Source organism: Synechococcus sp. W4D4, assembly GCF_047716805.1.
GTDB lineage: Bacteria > Cyanobacteriota > Cyanobacteriia > PCC-6307 > Cyanobiaceae > Vulcanococcus.
Window position 1 is genome coordinate 1,981,801 of sequence record NZ_CP180404.1, and the last position, 17,773, is coordinate 1,999,573.

Sequence of the window (17,773 nt, forward strand, 5' to 3'; positions counted from 1 at the left end):
TCAAGTGTCTGTCCTCGCTAGATAGCGGTCGACCCCAGCTCCAAGCAGCCAGAAGACCAATAAATACTTCGGCAATTCCCAAAACAAGGCCCATGCGGTCTCCGAGACCGTCCCAAAGGGGAACGATTGCAAATAAGTCACCGGCAAAAGCAAGAGCAAGAGCTGAAACGTGCTTCCTGAAGCACTGACGGTTTGATACCAGAGGCGAAACAAGAACTGCAAAGATGCAGCTACAACAACAGATCCAAGCAACACTCCAGGCAAAGCCCAACGCCGCATTAGGTCAGCAGGCAAGCTCAAACACGGAAACCAAACCTCTGACCAGGCACTGGGCGTCACCCGCTGGAGCTGCTTCGCGATCAAATGCCCATCGAAAAGGACCGGACGTTCAGGCAAAACGTGTTTTGGCACCCAAAGATAAAGCAAGCTCCCTAACCCCCGAGTACCTGCAAGGGGCTGCTCACGATTGTCAGGCGTAAAGAGATAGGGGTCATGACACGCATAAAGATCACGGCCAAGCCAGCGTGTTTTGTTCAATAACGGTTCTGGTTGCATCAAAGCCACACCTACGGCCTCAAGGCGTCCAGTCCAATTCTCGGCCCTCTGGAAAGCACCGCTATCACGTACGACATAAATCAGCGGAGAGCACACAAAGACCAGCACTGCCATAGCGACTGCTAGGCGGCGGATGCGGCGTGGGTCACTCAACACAAACCACAGACCAAAAAGCAACAACAGGACGGGATAAAACAACAACCCTCTCGAGCCGCTTAATAGGGCGACTGCGAGAAAAGCAAGCATTTCAGCGCCGAGAAACCAACGCCAGGGCCTGCCCAGCAGTCGCCACCACAGCGGAAAGAGCAAAAACCAGAGATCGCGTAGACGGGAGAAGGCGGCCACAGGGGTGTCTAAGCGCCAAAGCTGCTGGGTCCAGCTGACATATGCATCAAACTGACGATCAAAAGCGCCGGAAAGCATAGAAAGAGTGATGTATGCCCCCATGTAGATGCTGAGAAAACCGGCCAAAGCCCTCAATTTCGACCGCAGTCGAGGTTGATGAATTGCTTCGACAAACCATGAGGACTGAGGCTGAGACAACGCCGTGCTGGCAATCACCCGCTTCTGGGGCAACGCAAGGAGGAGCAAGGCGGCCGTCAGGCTCAACCAGAGCAGCTGCGCAGGCGGGCCATAGCGGATCCAAATCTCCACAAACGGATCACCACCACTGCCCCCCACCGCCAGCAGTAAGGGACCCAGCCCCCAGCGCAAACAGAGGCCAAAAAGCAAAACCGTCAGTGGTGGTAGCGGAAGGGATTGAAGCAATGGCGCCTCCACCCACAGCGCAAGGGTCAAACCCCAGATCGCGCAGAACCCCAGCAAGGCCAACCAGGGGTGCTGCCAGGTCAGCGGCAGGCTGAGCAACCAGGAGACAACACACGCCACTGCTGAGCGTTGGGGCTGCAGGACCCAGGGGGACGCCGGTCCCAATAGCTGCTGCAAACGGGACCGCATCAGGAAGGAGGCAGCAGGGGGTGATCAGTTCCGCGAATTCTGAAACGTCTGGGCAGGGTGCTCAACAATGCCAACGCTGTCGCAACAAGTCCCACACGGCGCTCGATCAGACAAAGTTGGTGGGCGGTCTCCTGGAAACCAACCCGCGGACAGGCCTTGATGGCATTCCAAAGAAGGAACTGCGCATGGTGTGCCGCCCAACGACGACGTCGCCTGCAACTCTGCAGCTCAGGATGCGAGAGGAGTCCACTGAGGACCTCAAGCGTTTCCAGGTTCTCACGTTGCAGTTTGCGATTACTCACCGACAACTGCCCCTCATGCACCCGAACACGAGCAATGGGGTCACGGCGCACCAGCACGGACGTTTGGGAGCAGGCACGCGTAAGCCATTCCCAATCCGCCGATTGACTCCAGTCGGCACGCCATGGTCCTGCATCGCGGAACAATGACTGCTCAATCAGCAGGCCAGTGATATTGCCGTTGATGCTCCCGTATTGCAGCAAGGACTGAAGCAAAGCACCGGATGGAAACAACCGCGTTCGGGGAGCAAATCGATCGTAAAAAGTGCCATTGACGTCCGTACGCAGATCACCGTTAGCGTCGATCGAGCGATAGCTCGAGAGCATCAGACGCACTTCAGGCACCGAGGCGATCGCGTGCTTGAGCTGGGCAATCGCACGAGGCTCGAGGCAATCATCACTACAGAGAATCAGTTGCCAAGGGGTCTTCACCTCCTGGATCGCAGCATTGAGATTGCCAAACAAGCCCAGATTCTGTGGGCGCCTGATCACTTCAACGCGGGAATCGCGTCTTTGCTGCTGGATCAGCTCAGCAGTCTGCAGATCAGAGCCGTCATCAGCAATTAAGAGTCGCCAGTCAGGATCCTCCTGGGCGTAGACACTCTCAAGCGCCTCACGCAATAAGCCGGAACGCCCATAGACAGGCAAGACAATCGTGATGAGATCACTCACAACAACGCCATCTCCCGCAAGAGATCCATCAGATCAGCTGTAGCAATCGTGAAGTCATCGGTTTGCACATCACAGCGACTCGCCAAGAGATGCCCGTGGCGGATGCCAAGGACATCGGCCATGACGTAGTAATGACTGAAGGCACCAGGCCGAGGCATGAGCTCAACAACAGCAGCCTGGGGAGCACAGGCCACCAGGTTGCTGAAACCCGCCCCATGGGCACCGATAAGGAGAGCACTTTCTGAAAACAAGCGCTGCTGCTGAATCACACTGAGGTCCTCCAAGCAGTGCCGCTCAAATCCATACGGAGCTAATACAGCAAGCAATTGATCTTCGTTCAAACAACGACGGCGGCTACTTCGCTGCCGACTAATCAAAACCCGTCGCCAGGGCTTTGACGGGGGCTGAAGCTGATCGCGACAACGGCGATGCAGCCAATGCAACTGCGCCGGACTCAGCACCACCTCGCTGCTGTGCTCATGCACAGCAAAACGACACAGCGACTCCGAGCTCAACGCTATGTCCTGCACCAGAGGCAGCTCTGCTGCGAATGCCTCCAACAATGAAGGCACGTAGGACGGGAGACATCGCCGTGGTCGGTGGCTTAGAGCGAGGGCTACTCCTGTAAGGGGGCTTAAGCCGAAATGATCCTGCAAGAACAACGGTGCAAGGCCGGGTTGCGTCAGCCAGTGGAAGTAGTTGGGGTTGTTATGGGTAGTCAGGAGAACCAGAGGTCGTTGATAGCGTTTGGGATCACGTGGCCGGTGCCACCAGCCAGGGGGAAGGGAACCCGCACGCCTCCAGCGACGCACCTTCGAGTTCGCATTGGTTCGGTTGGACTCATAGAGGCAGCGGTTGCCGACCCGCAACAAGCCGGACTGCAAACTCACCTTGGCTGTTGCCGAGGCTTGGACTAACCATTGCCGGCCACTGATCTTGAGCTCAGGCGTCAAACAGGCCATGGGTACACGCAAAGCTGCTGAGACCTGTCTGGGCCGAAAGGTTTCCTCAAGGCACCAAGACTGAACACCAGACTGATCACACAACTCGGAAAGGGTTTCATCCGATGGATAGAGCGGACGCACCAGCTCGAGCATCAGGTGGCCCCCCTGGGCAACCGAAACCCCAGCAGGACCGTTAACAGCATCAACTCAAGCCAAGCCTTCGGAAGATCCCAAAACAAGAACCAAAGCATCGTGAGGGTCGTGTTGTTGACCCAAGTGCCCACCAGGCTGAGCACGAGCAACTGCCCGAGCAAGCCAGCCATCGGTTGACGCGCGAGCAACCACAGCAGAAACGACTGGATCAGGGCAAGCAGGGCACCCAATGCCGCACTGACGAAGATCACCCCAGGCCAGCGCCAGCGCCACCAAGCATCGGCAAAGAGGCTCAACGTGCCCTGGGAGATCTCACCTGGACGCAGGCCAAGATCATCGGAAAGGGTCTGCACGAGCTCCTGACCGTCAAACAGGCTTGGGGCAGCTGGGAGAAACGTGTTTGGAATCAAGCCCAAGGGCAGGCTTTCGAAGCCTGAAAAACCCCTTTGGCCCAACTCACGCTGGCTACATGCATCAAAGAGCCGCACAACGTTCCAGCGTTCAGAAGACACATCGGCCAGCTCGGATGCAGGGACACCGAGTAAACGACGGGCCTGGGGATCTTTCTCCAGTTGGCGACCTAAATCGGCACTGCAATCAGAAGACTGAAGCAATAGATAGAACTCGTGGCTTGTTCCCATGAGCTGCTTGCCGATCTGAAAGGTCTCAAATGTCCGCGTCAGGGCGGGATTGGAGACGTCGCCTTCGCGCTTTACACGAATCACCTCCGCCACCGGGACAAAAAGCAACCCACCAAGTACCAGAAGCAACGCCGCCCGCTTCAGAGGCAAACGGCGCCAAATCACAGAACCCAGAAAGAGATAGAGCGGAAGAGCAAGCAATTGCCCACGACTCGACGAGCCAAGCACCAACGCAGTCCAGCTGGAGAGCAGAAGTACGACAGCGAGCCGTTGCAAGCGAGACCAGCCCGTCCAGGCAAACGGCACGAGGATCAAACCAACCGGTGCAAGACGTGACAGCAACCCCGTGCCGATCAACAGCTTGGCAACCCATGAAGCCTGGAGGGCCTGCTGTTGCTGTTGGGGATCCCGCAAAAACAAGCCCGTGGTGGTCATCCCCAACAAACCGATCACGCTTAAAACCACGAGGGCAAAACTCAGCCGCTGCAGCCTGGGCCGATGCCGTTCCACAAAATCCAGGAATGGCTCATTCAGTTTCCGGCCAACCGCAGTCCGCACCAGGAAGTAACTACAAACCAAGGTCGGTAGCCCAAGCACGAGCAACAGCGCCAGGCCGTCCAAAGATCCAATTGTTGAGGCTGTCCCATAACCAAACAGGCTGCTGGGATCAAGGCGCCAAAGGCTCAAGCCAAGTCCGTAGGTGAGGCTGTACATCACGGTCACAACCAAACCCAAACTTGGCAGCCCCCGATTCAGCAAATCCCAATCCGCTCTGCAGATCACCACCAGGGAGAACGCAATGGCGACCCAGAGCACCGCGATGCTCATGGGCAACTCCAGAGGCGACTCATCACCAAGCGATGCCCGGTCGACAGGGTTCGGGAGACCTCCGAAGCTTGGGTGCAACCCTCAAGGTTTCTGAACGCAGGCACATCCCTGACCTGAAACTTGAGCCTGGGACTGGCGTCCATTTCCACATGCCCAGCCAGCTGGCGGTAGCCAATAAACAGCGGGAGCGGGCCGACACTGTCATCGACGGTTGGACTCAAAGGCAGGTTCCCATTGAGTTGGGCCTGACGCAGGCTTTCTTTGGAAGAGACAGCCCAGTAGTCCAATGCGGTGGTCTTGTGGTCGTGGCTGAGACGCCCCCACTCATTCAGATAAGCGCTCTGGTACGGGTTCAATGCGAGATCATCAAGCACCAGAATGAAGGCCAACGCTGCGGCGAAGGCAAGCAGCGCCCGACGAAGCAAGAGCGGTCCTTGCGATTGCCAAAGACGCTGAAAACCAAATGCGGCGACTACGGCCAAGGCGGGATAGACGAAAAGGATGTGGCGATCAGCGTCATAGAGGTTCGACTGCCGCAACGCCGCCATACCTGGAACCAATGCCGCCTGGGACAAGAGGAGCCACCAGGGGTTGCCCCACTTCAGAGACTGGGGATCTCGGCGAAGGCGATGAAAACACCAGGCCGTTTGCAACGCCAACAGCAAGAACAGCAGCAACGGCCATTTGATGGACCACCAATTCCAGATGTATCGGAGGGTTAGCCAGCCGGGTTGATGAATCCCTACACAGGAGCCGCCCCACCACATGCAGCCACCCCATTCATGGCGAGCAAAGGTCTCAAACGCCTCACGCAGATAGACCCAAGGCCAAAGGCCCCAACTGGCCGGCTGCAGGAGGAGGGCCAATAACAAACCTGCCCAGGGAACACAGACCGATCGCCACAAGGATCGCCCCGTAGGAGGTTTCAGCCCAAAAAGCAATAGCTCTGTCAGGAGAACGGGCACAATCGCCACAAATTTCTGATTGATCAGCAGCCCCGAAGAAAGAACCGACCAACCAAACCAGCGCACGTCTGTGCTGCGATATCGCCTCAACAGAGTAAACGTATAGGCCGTATAAAAGAGCGCAAAGGGAATGTCCTTGGGATTCACAAATGAGTGCCCAAGAAGCGATGGGGTCAGCAAGGTGAGACAACCTGCCAACCAGGGGAAACGGGCACCCAGCTCGCGCGCGATGGCAATCACCAGCCAGCTCAGGCCGAGAAACTCAGCGGCGAGAAGCAAATGGGAGGTGAAATAAAAACCCGTGAGCTGATGCTCGGCTGAGGGATAAAACAGTGCTTGAGGGAGTGTCAGACGCCCCACCAACAGGGATTGCTGCAAGAACCAAAAGATCCACGCAGGCAGAAGGCCTACGGCTCCGTAATACTCAAGATTGGAGTGGATATCCCGGTAGTCCGGCGAGTCCCCGTGAAGCATTTGAACGGCATGGGCAATCTGAGTCCGAATCCCCAGGTAATCGGTTTCCTCGTCCCATGAGGTGACCCCACTCGCCAAGGCGGCGACTGCTAGTACGACATAGAGGCCAACAGCCCACCAGTACAGACGACGATCCCAGGCTTTCGGGATCAATGGTCTAGGCGCTCAGACGCTCGCGGAAATCCGCAATCGTTCGATCCAATCCCTGCTCCAAGGCCACCGTAGGCTGCCAGCCCAAATGCTGTTGGGCCAAGGTGATCACTGGCTGACGCTGCAAGGGATCATCCTGAGGAAGGGGCTTACAGATCAACTCGAGTGAAGGATTGATCTTGGCGCGCACGAGTTCGGCCAACTGGCGAATGGTGAACTCGCCAGGATTCCCAATATTGATTGGTCCTGTTTCGGAGCCATTCATCAAACGAATGATGCCTTCAACCAGATCATCCACAAAGCAGAAGGACCGCGTCTGCGAGCCATCGCCATAGAGCGTCAGGGGCTCACCTCGCAAAGCCTGGACGATGAAATTGCTCACAACCCGACCATCATCGGGAAGCATGCGCGGTCCATAGGTGTTGAAGATGCGCACCACGCGGATCTCCGTACCGTGCATCCGCTGGTAGTCAAAACACAGGGTCTCAGCAATGCGCTTACCCTCGTCGTAGCAGCTGCGGATGCCGATCGTGTTCACGCAGCCGCGATAGCTCTCAGGCTGAGGGTGCACATCTGGATCGCCATACACCTCAGACGTACTGGCCAAGAGCAGCCGAGCACCGACCCGCCGGGCCAGGCCAAGCATGTTGTAAGTGCCAAGGAAACTGGTCTTGGCGGTCTTGATCGGATTGTGTTGGTAGTGAACCGGTGACGCCGGGCAAGCCAAGTGCCAGATGCGATCGACCTCCAAGCGGATCGGCTCGGTGACATCGTGACGAATCAACTCGAAGCGTGGATGCCCCAGCCAACGCTCAATGTTCTGCTTGCGGCCGGTGAAGTAGTTATCCAGGCAAATCACTTCCTCTCCCGCTTCCATCAAACGATCGACCAGATGAGAGCCGACAAAACCGGCTCCACCGGTGACCAGATTGCGCGTGATCGAAGAAGGCATGGAACCAGCGGAGCGGGTTTAAAGGCGAACGAGCTGTTGTTTGAGCTGCTCGCGGAAGAGAGCCACGGTGCTGACCAAGCCTTCTTCCAAGGGGATTCGGGCGGTCCAACCCAACGAGGCTAAACGGCTGACATCGAGTTGCTTCTTGGGCGTTCCATCGGGCTTCGACGCATCCCAGATGATCTCGCCCGAGAATCCAGTGGCGCGGGCTACTGCTTCGGCAAGCTCCTTGATCGAAATATCAGTGCCCGTACCAACATTGAGAAATTGTGGGTCCCCTTCAACCGGAAACCAATTCTCGAGCGCGAACACAGACGCCTCGCCTAAATCATCAGCGTGCAGGAACTCGCGCAGGGGCGCACCGGAACCCCAACACCTCACAGATTTAGAGCCAGCGGTCACTGCTTCATCAAAACGCCTAATGAGTGCAGCTACAACATGGCTATCGGTGGCGTGATAGTTATCACCAGGGCCATACAAATTAGTAGGCATTAGCGAAATCGCATCAAATCCATGCTGGACTCTCAAGGCGTGACAAAGTTTAAGCCCCGCTATTTTCGCGACGGCATACCATTCATTAGTAGGCTCCAAAGAGCCGGTAAGTAGAGACTCTTCACGAATTGGCTGCTCGGCAAGCTTAGGGTAAATACAACTACTCCCGAGAAAGAGGAGCCTTCTGGCGCCACATTCGTACGCTGCCCGAATTACATTAGTTTGAATAACGAGATTAGCGAGCAGAAAGTCCGCTGGATATGTGCTGTTAGCAAGTATCCCGCCGACTTTCGCCGCAGCAAGCACGACCACATCAGGCCGCTCAGCTTGAAAAAAGGCATTCACTGATGAGGAATCCTCAAGATCAAGCGCCGCCCGATCGAACAACAACTGTTTGCTGTAGCCCGCCCGCTGCAAAGCCCGGGAGATGGCTCCGCCGGCCATGCCGCGATGCCCCGCGATGAAAATGCGGTCCTCGCTGGAAATCAACGTACCCATCAGGCTTTCGGTCCCTTGCTCGGGGCAACGGCGGAAGGATTAGTGGGGGGATTTTCCATCGAGCCCACCACTTGATAGCCCTGCTGCCGCAGCAGCGCTTCCTTCGCAGCCTCCTCTTTATCCGTTGCCACCATCTCAGCCACCAGTTCTTCGAGGGTGGTGGTGGGGGTCCAGCCCAGCTTCTCCCGTGCTTTGGTGGGATCCCCGAGCAGGGTCTCCACTTCAGCTGGCCTGAAGTAACGCGGGTCGATCCGGACGACAACGGTGCCGGTGTCCGAGCGCCTGCCAACTTCATCGACACCACTGCCTTCCCACTGGATGGCGCCCCAACCCAACTGCTCAGCCGTGAGCTCAATAAAACGGCGCACGCTTTCTTGACGGCCGGTAGCGATCACGAAGTCTTCCGGGGTCTGCTGCTGAAGCATCCGCCACTGCATCTCGACGTAGTCACGGGCGTGGCCCCAATCCCGCAGGGAGTCGAGGTTGCCCATGAACAGGCACTGATCCAGCCCCGCATCAATGCGGGCGAGACCCCTCGTGATCTTCCGGGTAACAAAGGTTTCGCCCCGGCGCGGCGATTCGTGGTTGAAGAGCACGCCATTGCAGGCGTACATGCCGTAACTCTCGCGGTAATTGACCGTGATCCAGTAGCCGTACAACTTGGCGACGGCATATGGGCTGCGGGGATAGAAGGGCGTGGTTTCCTTCTGGGGAATCTCTTGAACCAGGCCGTACAACTCGCTGGTGCTGGCCTGGTAAATCTTGGTTGTATCCGTGAGGCCCAGCATCCGGACCGCCTCGAGAATCCGCAATGTGCCCAACGCGTCGCTGTTGGCGGTGTACTCGGGAGCCTCAAAGCTGACCGCCACATGGCTCTGAGCACCGAGGTTGTAAATCTCGTCGGGCTGGACCTGCTCAATGATGCGGATCAGGTTGGTGCTGTCCGTCAGGTCCCCGTAATGCAGGACCAAACGAGGGTCAGCCTCGTGCGGGTCTTGATAGAGGTGGTCGATCCGGGTGGTGTTAAAACTGCTGGCCCGGCGCTTGATGCCGTGAACGACGTATCCCTTCTCGAGAAGCAGCTCCGCCAGATAACTGCCGTCTTGACCTGTGATTCCGGTGATCAGAGCCTTGCGCCCGTTGCAATCAATCGAGGCGGGGTCAAAGCTCATCACTCTCTGTCCAAAGGAGGCATGAGCGCTGGCGCAAAAGCCAGGGCTCCCAAGCCGAAGAACCCAAGATAAAAGAGCAACCCGTCGGCATAGATCAGAGGCTGGAACAGCCATTGCACTGTCAACACAATCAAGAAGCAGGCACTTATCAGTGCATGTCCACGCGATGCGGGGTCTCTGAGCAGCTGACCGAGCTGCCTTAAGGACCGACACAGGAGGGGAACGACGGCTAGCAGGAGCGCAATGGCCGGGATCAGACCGGCTCTCACAACGAGGTCAAACGGCACGTTGTGGAGCAGGTCACCCGCAGAAGCGTCGAAACCAACCCAAACCCGGCGTTGTTGCTCGAAATACTCAAAGCTCAATCGCTGGCCACCCCAAAGTGTTTCTGGAATGTGCGCCTGAAAAGCGAGAAAGCGATCCAGGCGCTCGTCGTAGACACGGGCCAAGAGACGGGAGGTGATGTCGCCGCGCCCCCAAAGCAACGAGACAAGCGACAACAGCAGAAAACCGCCAAGGCCTGACATGGCCCAGATGCTCAGCTTGAAGAACTGACGCACGACCTGCCGCTCCGAGGAAACTGCCCAGGCGAGAGGCAGCAACGACAGCAAACCCACCAAAAGCCCAATCCGGCCATGGAAGGCCAAGACAGCCAGCAGACCTAGCAGCCCCGCTGCCACCATCAACTGGGCAAGTCGCGATTGCCCCTTGCCCAGTAGCAGCCAGAGGCCTGGGAACATCCAAGCGACCGCAAAAGAAGCATTCTGCTCGACCGAGCGCACGTTCATCACCTCTTGCTGCCCCCAGGGCACGGCAATGCTCAAATCCCTGTGCTGCCTCCAGATTTCCAGAGGTGAACTGGGTAACGCATCGCGACCCAGGACCAGCACCACCCAGACGTAAGCCAACGCGCCAAGGCCATAGGCCAACCAGATCCAGCTGAGTTGACGTGGCGTCCAGCACTGGGCCAAACGCGCTCCCAACCAAACGCCCCCAATGGGCAGCGCGAGCATGGAGATCAGATCGAGAAGATCACGGCCGTGCAGCGACCACAGTCCGTAGTGGAGGGACGCCCAGGCGTAACCAACACTAAAGACCGCAAGAGCTAGGAGCGGCCATAACCGACGGGGAGCCACCGCGGGAGCTTTACGGGTCTGCCAAAACAGAACCGCATAGAGCAGATAAAGCAGAGTGAAGGCTCTCGGCAGGTGTAGACCCACCAAAAAGACGAGAACTAAAGGGATCCATCGCGAATTCATTGAGGACTCCCACCTTCACGAGCCAGTTCCTGTCGCAAAACAGCCAAGTCAACAACGAGCTGCCGTTGATAGGGGTGCAGTTGGCGGTCCAAGCGCACTGAATCCACAGCCGGCTGGCAATAAAAAGGCTTGATCAAGCCGAGATGAAAACTGTTGTAGACACCACCACCCAACATCTGCAATTCACTTGGATAGCGACAAGAGTTCAACGGGCTCAGCTCCAGGAGACGGTAAGGACGATCACGCGAAAGCAAGGCATTCATCACCATCGAACCTTGCTCACACCAGAGACTGGATGCCTGTCGAATCCAACGCAGAAGCTGTTTCGGCAAATGGGAGGTTGGATTCAGGACGGAATAGCCATGGTCTCGAAAGAGGTCTTGAACAGCTTCAAGATTCAGGATTCGCTCCTGACGTTGGGAACAGAGAAAGATGCGGCGAGGACTGGACGACTCTGAGAGGGGCTCCTCGGAACGAGGCAAGGCGGGGGAAAGGCAATCGCGAAGCAGCATTAAGTTCTGCCAGGGACTCATGCGCGGAAGCACCATGGCACGCTGCAAAACCCAGTTCGCGTTCAGGAACTCCTGCGGGGTCATCACCCAAAGGGAGTCCGTGGGGCAAAGCTCGATCAAAAACTCGGCCCAGCTCTGAGAGGGCGCGATGGCAATCAATCGGGGTGGATTCGACAGTGCCTGCAACTGACGCGCATACCAAAGAAAGGCACCCAATTGATCACCAACCCAATGGCCGAAGTGACTGGTGAGATGGGGGAATACGGCGTAGGAACCCTCAAGCAGTTTGATGGGCTTGTTGAGCTGCTTGCGAATGGTGTGGTATTGAATCCGTCGGTACTGAGCTGCTTGGCCTCTGCTAATGCCCTTTGCAAGAGCCCACGTTTCGATGCACGGATAGTGGGCAATCGATGAGCTCCGGTAGGCGTGACTCACCAGCCGAACATCATCCACATATGAGGGGAGCGCCAACGGATTCGCGAGGATCAATTGCGGATAGGACCCTGTAGACCGTCTTGAGCCATCAAGAGCGTGGCGATAGCCCAAGCAACCTGTATCAGCTAGGCGCAGCCACAGTTCTCGTACGCACTCGCCAGACAGCTCTTTGGGGCCTTTCACCAGTAACAGCCTCCGTCCACCTTGTTCGCGGCGCGTGGTGTTTCATCCGGAGACGGTCGCACCCAGGAATCATTCATCAATGCTGCGTACTGGGGCATTGCCTCCCAGCGGCGCCCACGAATCCCGAATAAGAGTTGCAGCGCTCCACCGAGGTGAATAGAAGGTTTACCCATCGCCTTGATCGCAGCACCCAAAGGCAAGCCATACGCACCACAACCAATCAGGGCAACATCAAAGTCAACGGCACGGACTTTGCGGACGAGATCATCAAGGGCCTGAATCCAGGAACCAAACTCTTCAGTTTGTCCTCCCAGTGTTTGCGGGGGCCTGACCAGCAAGAGGGAGAAGTCCGGCAGCGCAAGAGCGCCGGAGAAAAGCTCTGCCCTGCGTTGATACTGATCAGCAATGGTACGGATAAAAGGATGGATGACGAGGATCTTTTTACCTTTGAGAGCAAGAGTCCAAGGGCGGACAGCCCACCAGGGCTCAATAGAGGAGAGCGCGGTGAACTGCGACGGAAAGAGATGTTCAGAAATCATCCTGGCCTGGTAAGGGGTTTGCCATTGCCCCATCAAGTCCACTTGACCAGAAGCTGCCAAAAGACGCTCAGCAGACTGAGAGAGACCCGATTTCGTTACAGGAAAGATCCCCGCATTATTGTGCGCCTGAAGAAAAGTCAGACGGCTGTACGAGCTCGAGCAATAAAGATGTTCACCTAAAAGGCGTGATTCCACTGAACCAAGCCTAGAGACCAAGAATGGATTACCCCCTTCCACTACATCATGGATCAGCCGTGAAGCATCCTCAGCCGATAACAAGTCGTCTCCAAAGGATGGGTATCGACGGCGCTCCAGCCAATCAGTCAAGGCTAAATAAGCACGCTTAGTTCGATGCTTTGCCAGCCAGGTTTTGTTTGCGGCATCGACAGACTCTCTACTCATAGGACTCACCAGGAACAGGCTTCGAGGGCTCCAAGAGTCGCGATACCGATAAAATCATCGGCTTGGCGCCCGCAATCCAACTGCCATTAACAAACAACTTTGGAAGATTAAGTCCGACCAGAAAGTCCAAGTCATTAACAATATAGATAGTATTGGGGTCCGGCCTACTCGAGGACAACTCGGACCGGAGCCTGCGATCAAGCAAAGATGCCTGCTTATCATCGAAGCGAGCAAAGTTTCCGATTGATGTAGAAGCCTCGTTACACAAAGCAAACCACTGCCAATAGGACCAGTTTTCAGGCCTATTCCGAACAGGAATGCTATGCACTTTCAACCCATCTGAATCCAAGGCTATGGGGCAGGAAGACACCGAATGGGGCGGCGAGTGGGACAACCTAAGCTGCGACAATGCAGGGGACAAGTCCCAAAAAGCAATTAACACTAAGAATGACAATACGAAGTAATAAAGAGGTTTTCTTGATGCAACTCTCCGAATAGCTCGATCAAGCATGGATAACAGTGTCAATGACACTAGGTAATAGAGTGGCCAGATAAAGCGCCCAGAAGCACGAAAAGTTTGACCGATTAGACTTAAAGGAAAGGGCAAGCCTGATATGGGGAACTGGAATGGACCGAAGCCGATCGACAACGTCATGGCGAAGGCAGCCATCAGAACAGAGGCGAGCCAGACTTCCCAATGAGACAATAGTATGGATCGGAGATAGAGTCGATTATTGCGCCGGCAGCAAAAGAGTAGCGAAAAGACTGGAAGGAACCCTAAGTAAGAGAATCCCTCATACTCGCCGTTATCAACAGTCCATAGGCGCAGTAGCGCTGACCAATTTGGGCTTCCATTGAACCAAGAAAGCAGATTCCACTTGTAGGTTCCATACCCAGTATCCGCATAGGCAGAAGAGCTCGACGAGAAATAGCCAATAGATAGGGCTTCTAGAATCAGCAGACAAAGCAGTAGGAGTAAGCCCCTCTTGATCCGAGGCCTTGCGAGACGAGGTTCTTTATTTAGAAAATCTGCAAAAAACAAGGCAGCGCACATCGCAAACAAATAGGCATGTGTGGCGAGTGCCAAGAAAAGTAGCCAACTCCAGCTACGAATCGAACAATGTCGAAGCAGAGTCAGATTGATGGACCACAGGAGGAGCCATTGGCCCATCAAAGCCAAATGGCCAACGGGATAGTCGTGTCCTGCTAAGCGAAAAAGGAGAGTCGGAGACAAGCCCACGACAAAAGACAGGGCGCAAGCTCCTACGCTTGAACAGCCCATCAACTTCAAACAGCGCCGAGCAAAGAAAACCTGAAGTGAGAAACAGCTAAATATCCAAAGACCGCTGTACTGGAAGAATTCCGTGAAACCGATGAGGGAGAAGATCGCCTTGAGTGGAATCGCAAAAAGTGGTAAGGAATCGGTATAAACGACTGAAGGCAACACACCTGTGCCTAACTTCTGCAACGAACCCAAGGGAAACTGAAGAAGCGGCTCAAGGCGAAAGAATTCCCAGCCAAGATAGTGCTGTTGATAATCGCCACCATTCAGCAGCCACGCAACGTTAGTCGGATCCAGCACTGAATGTCCGACAGTCAGCTCAAGGCAAAGAAAGCCGCTAATTAGCGCAATAAGGATTTCAAGCAGTCTGTACTTAAGCGTCACGGCTCATCAGTGAATAGGGCATCAAGTAGAAGATGGCTACGACCAACAGAAGAAGCGGGTACACAATCGACAGGGAATCCAAGATGCCAGATGTGATGGAGGGCTTAAGCTCAGAGAAGCTTTCAAAGATAAGTTGTATCGACATCAATCCCGCTATCAGCACGGAACCAATCAGGAGCTTGATACTGCCCAACTTTGAACTCAGACACTCATCCGGAGTCTCCCTACTCCAGACCAGAGCCAAAAGAAGGACGAGAAGCAAAGCAAATTGTTGATGACCTAGAGGATAAAGAGCAAAAACAAAGCAATACAGAGAAAGTAAATACTCCTCAAAAACAACTCGCCTTCGAAAATAGAAGAAGAGTCCTGAAGTAATAAATACTGCAGCTGACAGAAGAACTGGAACGTAAGTCGACAACTGCTCGACCCCAGAGACACGAGCAATGCTGAAGAGGCTTGGATCACGCTGACCAGACCAAATCACAGGAACCAAAAAGGAAGGACCATGCTTTAAGAGACTCTGAATAAGAACCACAGCAGAGACAGAAAGCAGTCCAATTGCAAATCTCCAGACTCGCCAAGAAGAGCGATCGAAAGCAAGTCTGAGAATGACAATCGGAATAGCCAAGAGTCCATAGAATTTGGAAAAGATTGACATGGCCATAAAGCAACCAGACGCAAAGTCTTTTTGACGGCCCATCAGACATATGGACAGCACAAAAAGAGTGCCAGGAAGCACGTCCATGAAGCCATAAACAGCAACGATGGAGAGAGAGAATGGACTCAAAGCGACAAGAAGCGGAGCAATTTTTACAGTTTTCTTTGTGGATGACAGGAAAACCGAGAAGAAAAACAGGACTATTACGAACAGAGCTTTTGGCAGCAAGGGATGCAAACCATAGGCGGCCGAAAATGCGTTATAAATAGGGCCATAGGCATTTGGCCCCGTTGGCAGATTCGTCCAAGGATTTTTGCCTTGTAAGATATTGGACCATTGATATTGATACGCAACGTAGTCGTAACGAGAGCCCGAAAAAGCAGCAATCACTAAAAAGGAGACTAGGCTCCCGAGCAGAAGCATCAGGAATCGCCGCTTAAGTGGAAAGACAGCCGCTGTTTTTGAGGTTCGATAAAGCAATACTCCATAAAAACCAGAGGCAATCACAATGAAAGCCGAAGCAACAAATAAGAACAGTTCTGAACCCAGAATCAAGTTCTGGATCGGGAGGATCGGGATGCCCTGTCGTCTCAGTAAGCTACAAGTCAACAGGATTAAGCTTGCTGGGATGACACAAAGAGAGGCAACGGTCATTTGCCTCATTTGACGTCCAAGTAAGTCAGTCATTGGACAAGGTGCTTTTCTCGCAGCTCCAGAGAGCTCCGATCTCTATAGGTTTAGGACTTAGCACAAGCGATCGCCTGACCTGGCTGATCACACGGCAGGTCTCATCTGGAGCGCTCGCTGGAGAAAAACTGGAAGACGACTCCCGAACTGTGGAGTGATAAATAAGCCGCGGAGCCGTGACTGATGAAGTCTGATGCAAGCCATGTTGTTCTACCAGACTATTCAGCGGGAACTGTGAAACTTTCCTAATCAAGCCGTTGCTTCTGGGTAGATCGCCTTGACGAAAAGCTCGTTTGAGTGATTCGTTTGTGCCATAGCCCAGATAATCAGTAATTGTATTACTTGAATTAACAAATGGTCTCGACAGTTCTGATGTATAGAGGTATTGATAGGGTTGCATCTTGATCGAATCAAACGTAAAGGTTGCAAACAGTAAGACCGTCAGTCCGGAAAAGATCATGCGCATGCGCCTTGGATAATCAATAATCTTTTGCGCAAACAAGTCATAGCCGCCAAATGCAACAAGAATCAAAGCTGGATAGATAAACAATAAATGCCTATCCTGGGCATATAAGGATGAGTTCTTAATCGCTGCCAATACTGGAATTAAAATAAACTGGAGAATAACTGGGATCCACAGGAGGAGGCGTGAGTGACGAAGAGAGCGTAGACAGGCTATGAATAGAATGATGCCAATTAAAAAGAAGAGTGGAATCTTGATCCATAACCAAGAGATCGCGTAGGAAGCAGTATTCCATTCCTGATGCTCTGGTCCAATGCAAGACCCGAGAAGAAGCCCGCAGTGGCTTCGCGCATTATGAGAGAAGGCATCAATGTTGGCCTGCGCATACCGAACAGGCTCGATCCAAGCGGCCGGATGCATCAGGACCGCAGTGAGCAGAGTCAACAGAATGCCAAACAAAGTACAGCGAAGCTCAAAGAGAAGCCCTTCATTAGATCTATACTGATGCAACCAAATCAGTACAAGAAAAACAGATTCCGTTATTAGATAAGGAATAACCGTGATTGCCTTGGTGCTAATTAGTGCCGCAGCCGGGAGAACCGACAGGAGATATCCTCGAGGAAGTGACAAGACATGTTTTTTTGAACGAGCTCCAGCGAGTCGGTAGACCAAGGAGGCCGTATAAGCTGTATAGAAGAGAGCGAATGGAAAGTCTTTAACATTAAAGTAGGACTGACCAACTAATGAGGGAAAAAGAAAACAGCTTGCAGCAGCGATCCATGGCAATGAAATCTTGAGGTACTTGGCAGACTGACGCAGAAATACACTCATCAGAACGGCCATCGGAATCAAAGACAGCCTCGAGAAAGCAAAGTAATTCTCTCGAAGATGGTTAACATGAAAACTGTTCAGGGCTTGATTCAATCCCAGTCCAAGACCAGTAATTTGCTTGTGAGTAAACCAAAGAAGCCATCCTGGCAGCTTTCCCGCTATGCCATAAAATTCAAGATTGTCATGAATTCCCTCAAAGTCAGGACGTTCTCCAGCAAGTACCTTTAGAGCAAATGAAAGCTGATCCCTTAGACCGATATAGTCGACCTCTTCGTCATAAGTCATGCCGCCATCAAAGGAGAGGCTCAAGGCTGAAACCAGGTATAAGCCGAGAATGAGCCAATAAAGACTCCTCTGCTTGCTCAGGATAAAGGAGCCAAGACTAG

14 protein-coding genes are annotated in these 17,773 nt (G+C 54.2%); all 14 read right to left on the reverse strand.

Annotated features, from left to right (window positions below; genetic code table 11):
- Complete coding sequence (locus tag ACLM42_RS11030; protein ID WP_415399102.1) at nt 1-1,386, reverse strand: hypothetical protein; 1,386 nt, start codon at nt 1,384-1,386, stop codon at nt 1-3.
- Between the two features lie 125 nt (nt 1,387-1,511).
- Nucleotides 1,512-2,483, reverse strand: a complete 972-nt coding sequence (locus ACLM42_RS11035; protein ID WP_415399103.1) for a glycosyltransferase family 2 protein — start codon at nt 2,481-2,483, stop codon at nt 1,512-1,514.
- Nucleotides 2,480-3,580, reverse strand: coding sequence for a glycosyltransferase family 61 protein (locus tag ACLM42_RS11040; RefSeq protein ID WP_415399104.1), 1,101 nt, complete (start codon nt 3,578-3,580; stop codon nt 2,480-2,482). Before ACLM42_RS11040 ends, ACLM42_RS11035 begins: the two co-directional genes overlap by 4 nt.
- Complete coding sequence (locus ACLM42_RS11045; protein ID WP_415399105.1) at nt 3,580-5,049, reverse strand: hypothetical protein; 1,470 nt, start codon at nt 5,047-5,049, stop codon at nt 3,580-3,582. The genes ACLM42_RS11040 and ACLM42_RS11045 overlap by 1 nt, the downstream gene beginning before the upstream one ends.
- Nucleotides 5,046-6,641, reverse strand: coding sequence for a hypothetical protein (locus tag ACLM42_RS11050; RefSeq protein WP_415399106.1), 1,596 nt, complete (start codon nt 6,639-6,641; stop codon nt 5,046-5,048). Before ACLM42_RS11050 ends, ACLM42_RS11045 begins: the two co-directional genes overlap by 4 nt.
- A gap of 4 nt (nt 6,642-6,645) precedes the next feature.
- Entirely contained in the window at nt 6,646-7,590 is a 945-nt protein-coding gene (locus ACLM42_RS11055) for a UDP-glucuronic acid decarboxylase family protein (protein WP_415399107.1), read from the reverse strand.
- 18 nt (nt 7,591-7,608) lie between these two features.
- Nucleotides 7,609-8,580 carry a GDP-L-fucose synthase family protein gene (locus ACLM42_RS11060; protein WP_415399108.1) on the reverse strand — a complete coding sequence of 324 codons (972 nt, stop codon included), beginning with the start codon at nt 8,578-8,580 and terminating at the stop codon, nt 7,609-7,611.
- A complete protein-coding gene (gene gmd / locus ACLM42_RS11065) occupies nt 8,580-9,752 on the reverse strand; it encodes a GDP-mannose 4,6-dehydratase (protein WP_415399109.1) in 1,173 nt (390 codons plus the stop codon). The genes ACLM42_RS11060 and gmd overlap by 1 nt, the downstream gene beginning before the upstream one ends.
- Nucleotides 9,752-11,011, reverse strand: a complete 1,260-nt coding sequence (locus tag ACLM42_RS11070) for a hypothetical protein (protein ID WP_415399110.1) — start codon at nt 11,009-11,011, stop codon at nt 9,752-9,754. Before ACLM42_RS11070 ends, gmd begins: the two co-directional genes overlap by 1 nt.
- Nucleotides 11,008-11,958 (reverse strand): hypothetical protein, encoded by a 951-nt coding sequence (locus ACLM42_RS11075; protein ID WP_415399111.1) that lies wholly within the window; start codon nt 11,956-11,958, stop codon nt 11,008-11,010. Before ACLM42_RS11075 ends, ACLM42_RS11070 begins: the two co-directional genes overlap by 4 nt.
- A gap of 179 nt (nt 11,959-12,137) precedes the next feature.
- Nucleotides 12,138-13,007: a hypothetical protein gene (locus ACLM42_RS11080; protein ID WP_415399112.1), complete on the reverse strand. Its 870-nt coding sequence runs from the start codon at nt 13,005-13,007 to the stop codon at nt 12,138-12,140.
- Between the two features lie 67 nt (nt 13,008-13,074).
- Nucleotides 13,075-14,748 (reverse strand): DUF6311 domain-containing protein, encoded by a 1,674-nt coding sequence (locus ACLM42_RS11085; protein ID WP_415399113.1) that lies wholly within the window; start codon nt 14,746-14,748, stop codon nt 13,075-13,077.
- On the reverse strand, nt 14,738-16,060 hold the full coding sequence (locus tag ACLM42_RS11090; RefSeq protein ID WP_415399114.1) for a hypothetical protein: 1,323 nt from the start codon (nt 16,058-16,060) through the stop codon (nt 14,738-14,740). Before ACLM42_RS11090 ends, ACLM42_RS11085 begins: the two co-directional genes overlap by 11 nt.
- 25 nt (nt 16,061-16,085) lie before the next feature.
- Nucleotides 16,086-17,696: a hypothetical protein gene (locus ACLM42_RS11095; protein WP_415399115.1), complete on the reverse strand. Its 1,611-nt coding sequence runs from the start codon at nt 17,694-17,696 to the stop codon at nt 16,086-16,088.
- Nucleotides 17,697-17,773: the final 77 nt, after the last annotated feature.

Bases quoted from the DNA above. Each gene is read 5' to 3' on its own strand.
- ACLM42_RS11055 (WP_415399107.1), bottom strand. From the start codon at position 7,590: ATGCCTTCTTCGATCACGCGCAATCTGGTCACCGGTGGAGCCGGTTTT.
- gmd (WP_415399109.1), bottom strand. From the start codon at position 9,752: ATGAGCTTTGACCCCGCCTCGATTGATTGCAACGGGCGCAAGGCTCTG.
- ACLM42_RS11090 (WP_415399114.1), bottom strand. From the start codon at position 16,060: ATGACCGTTGCCTCTCTTTGTGTCATCCCAGCAAGCTTAATCCTGTTG.
- ACLM42_RS11060 (WP_415399108.1), bottom strand. From the start codon at position 8,580: ATGGGTACGTTGATTTCCAGCGAGGACCGCATTTTCATCGCGGGGCAT.
- ACLM42_RS11045 (WP_415399105.1), bottom strand. From the start codon at position 5,049: ATGAGCATCGCGGTGCTCTGGGTCGCCATTGCGTTCTCCCTGGTGGTG.
- ACLM42_RS11070 (WP_415399110.1), bottom strand. From the start codon at position 11,011: ATGAATTCGCGATGGATCCCTTTAGTTCTCGTCTTTTTGGTGGGTCTA.
- ACLM42_RS11040 (WP_415399104.1), bottom strand. From the start codon at position 3,580: ATGCTCGAGCTGGTGCGTCCGCTCTATCCATCGGATGAAACCCTTTCC.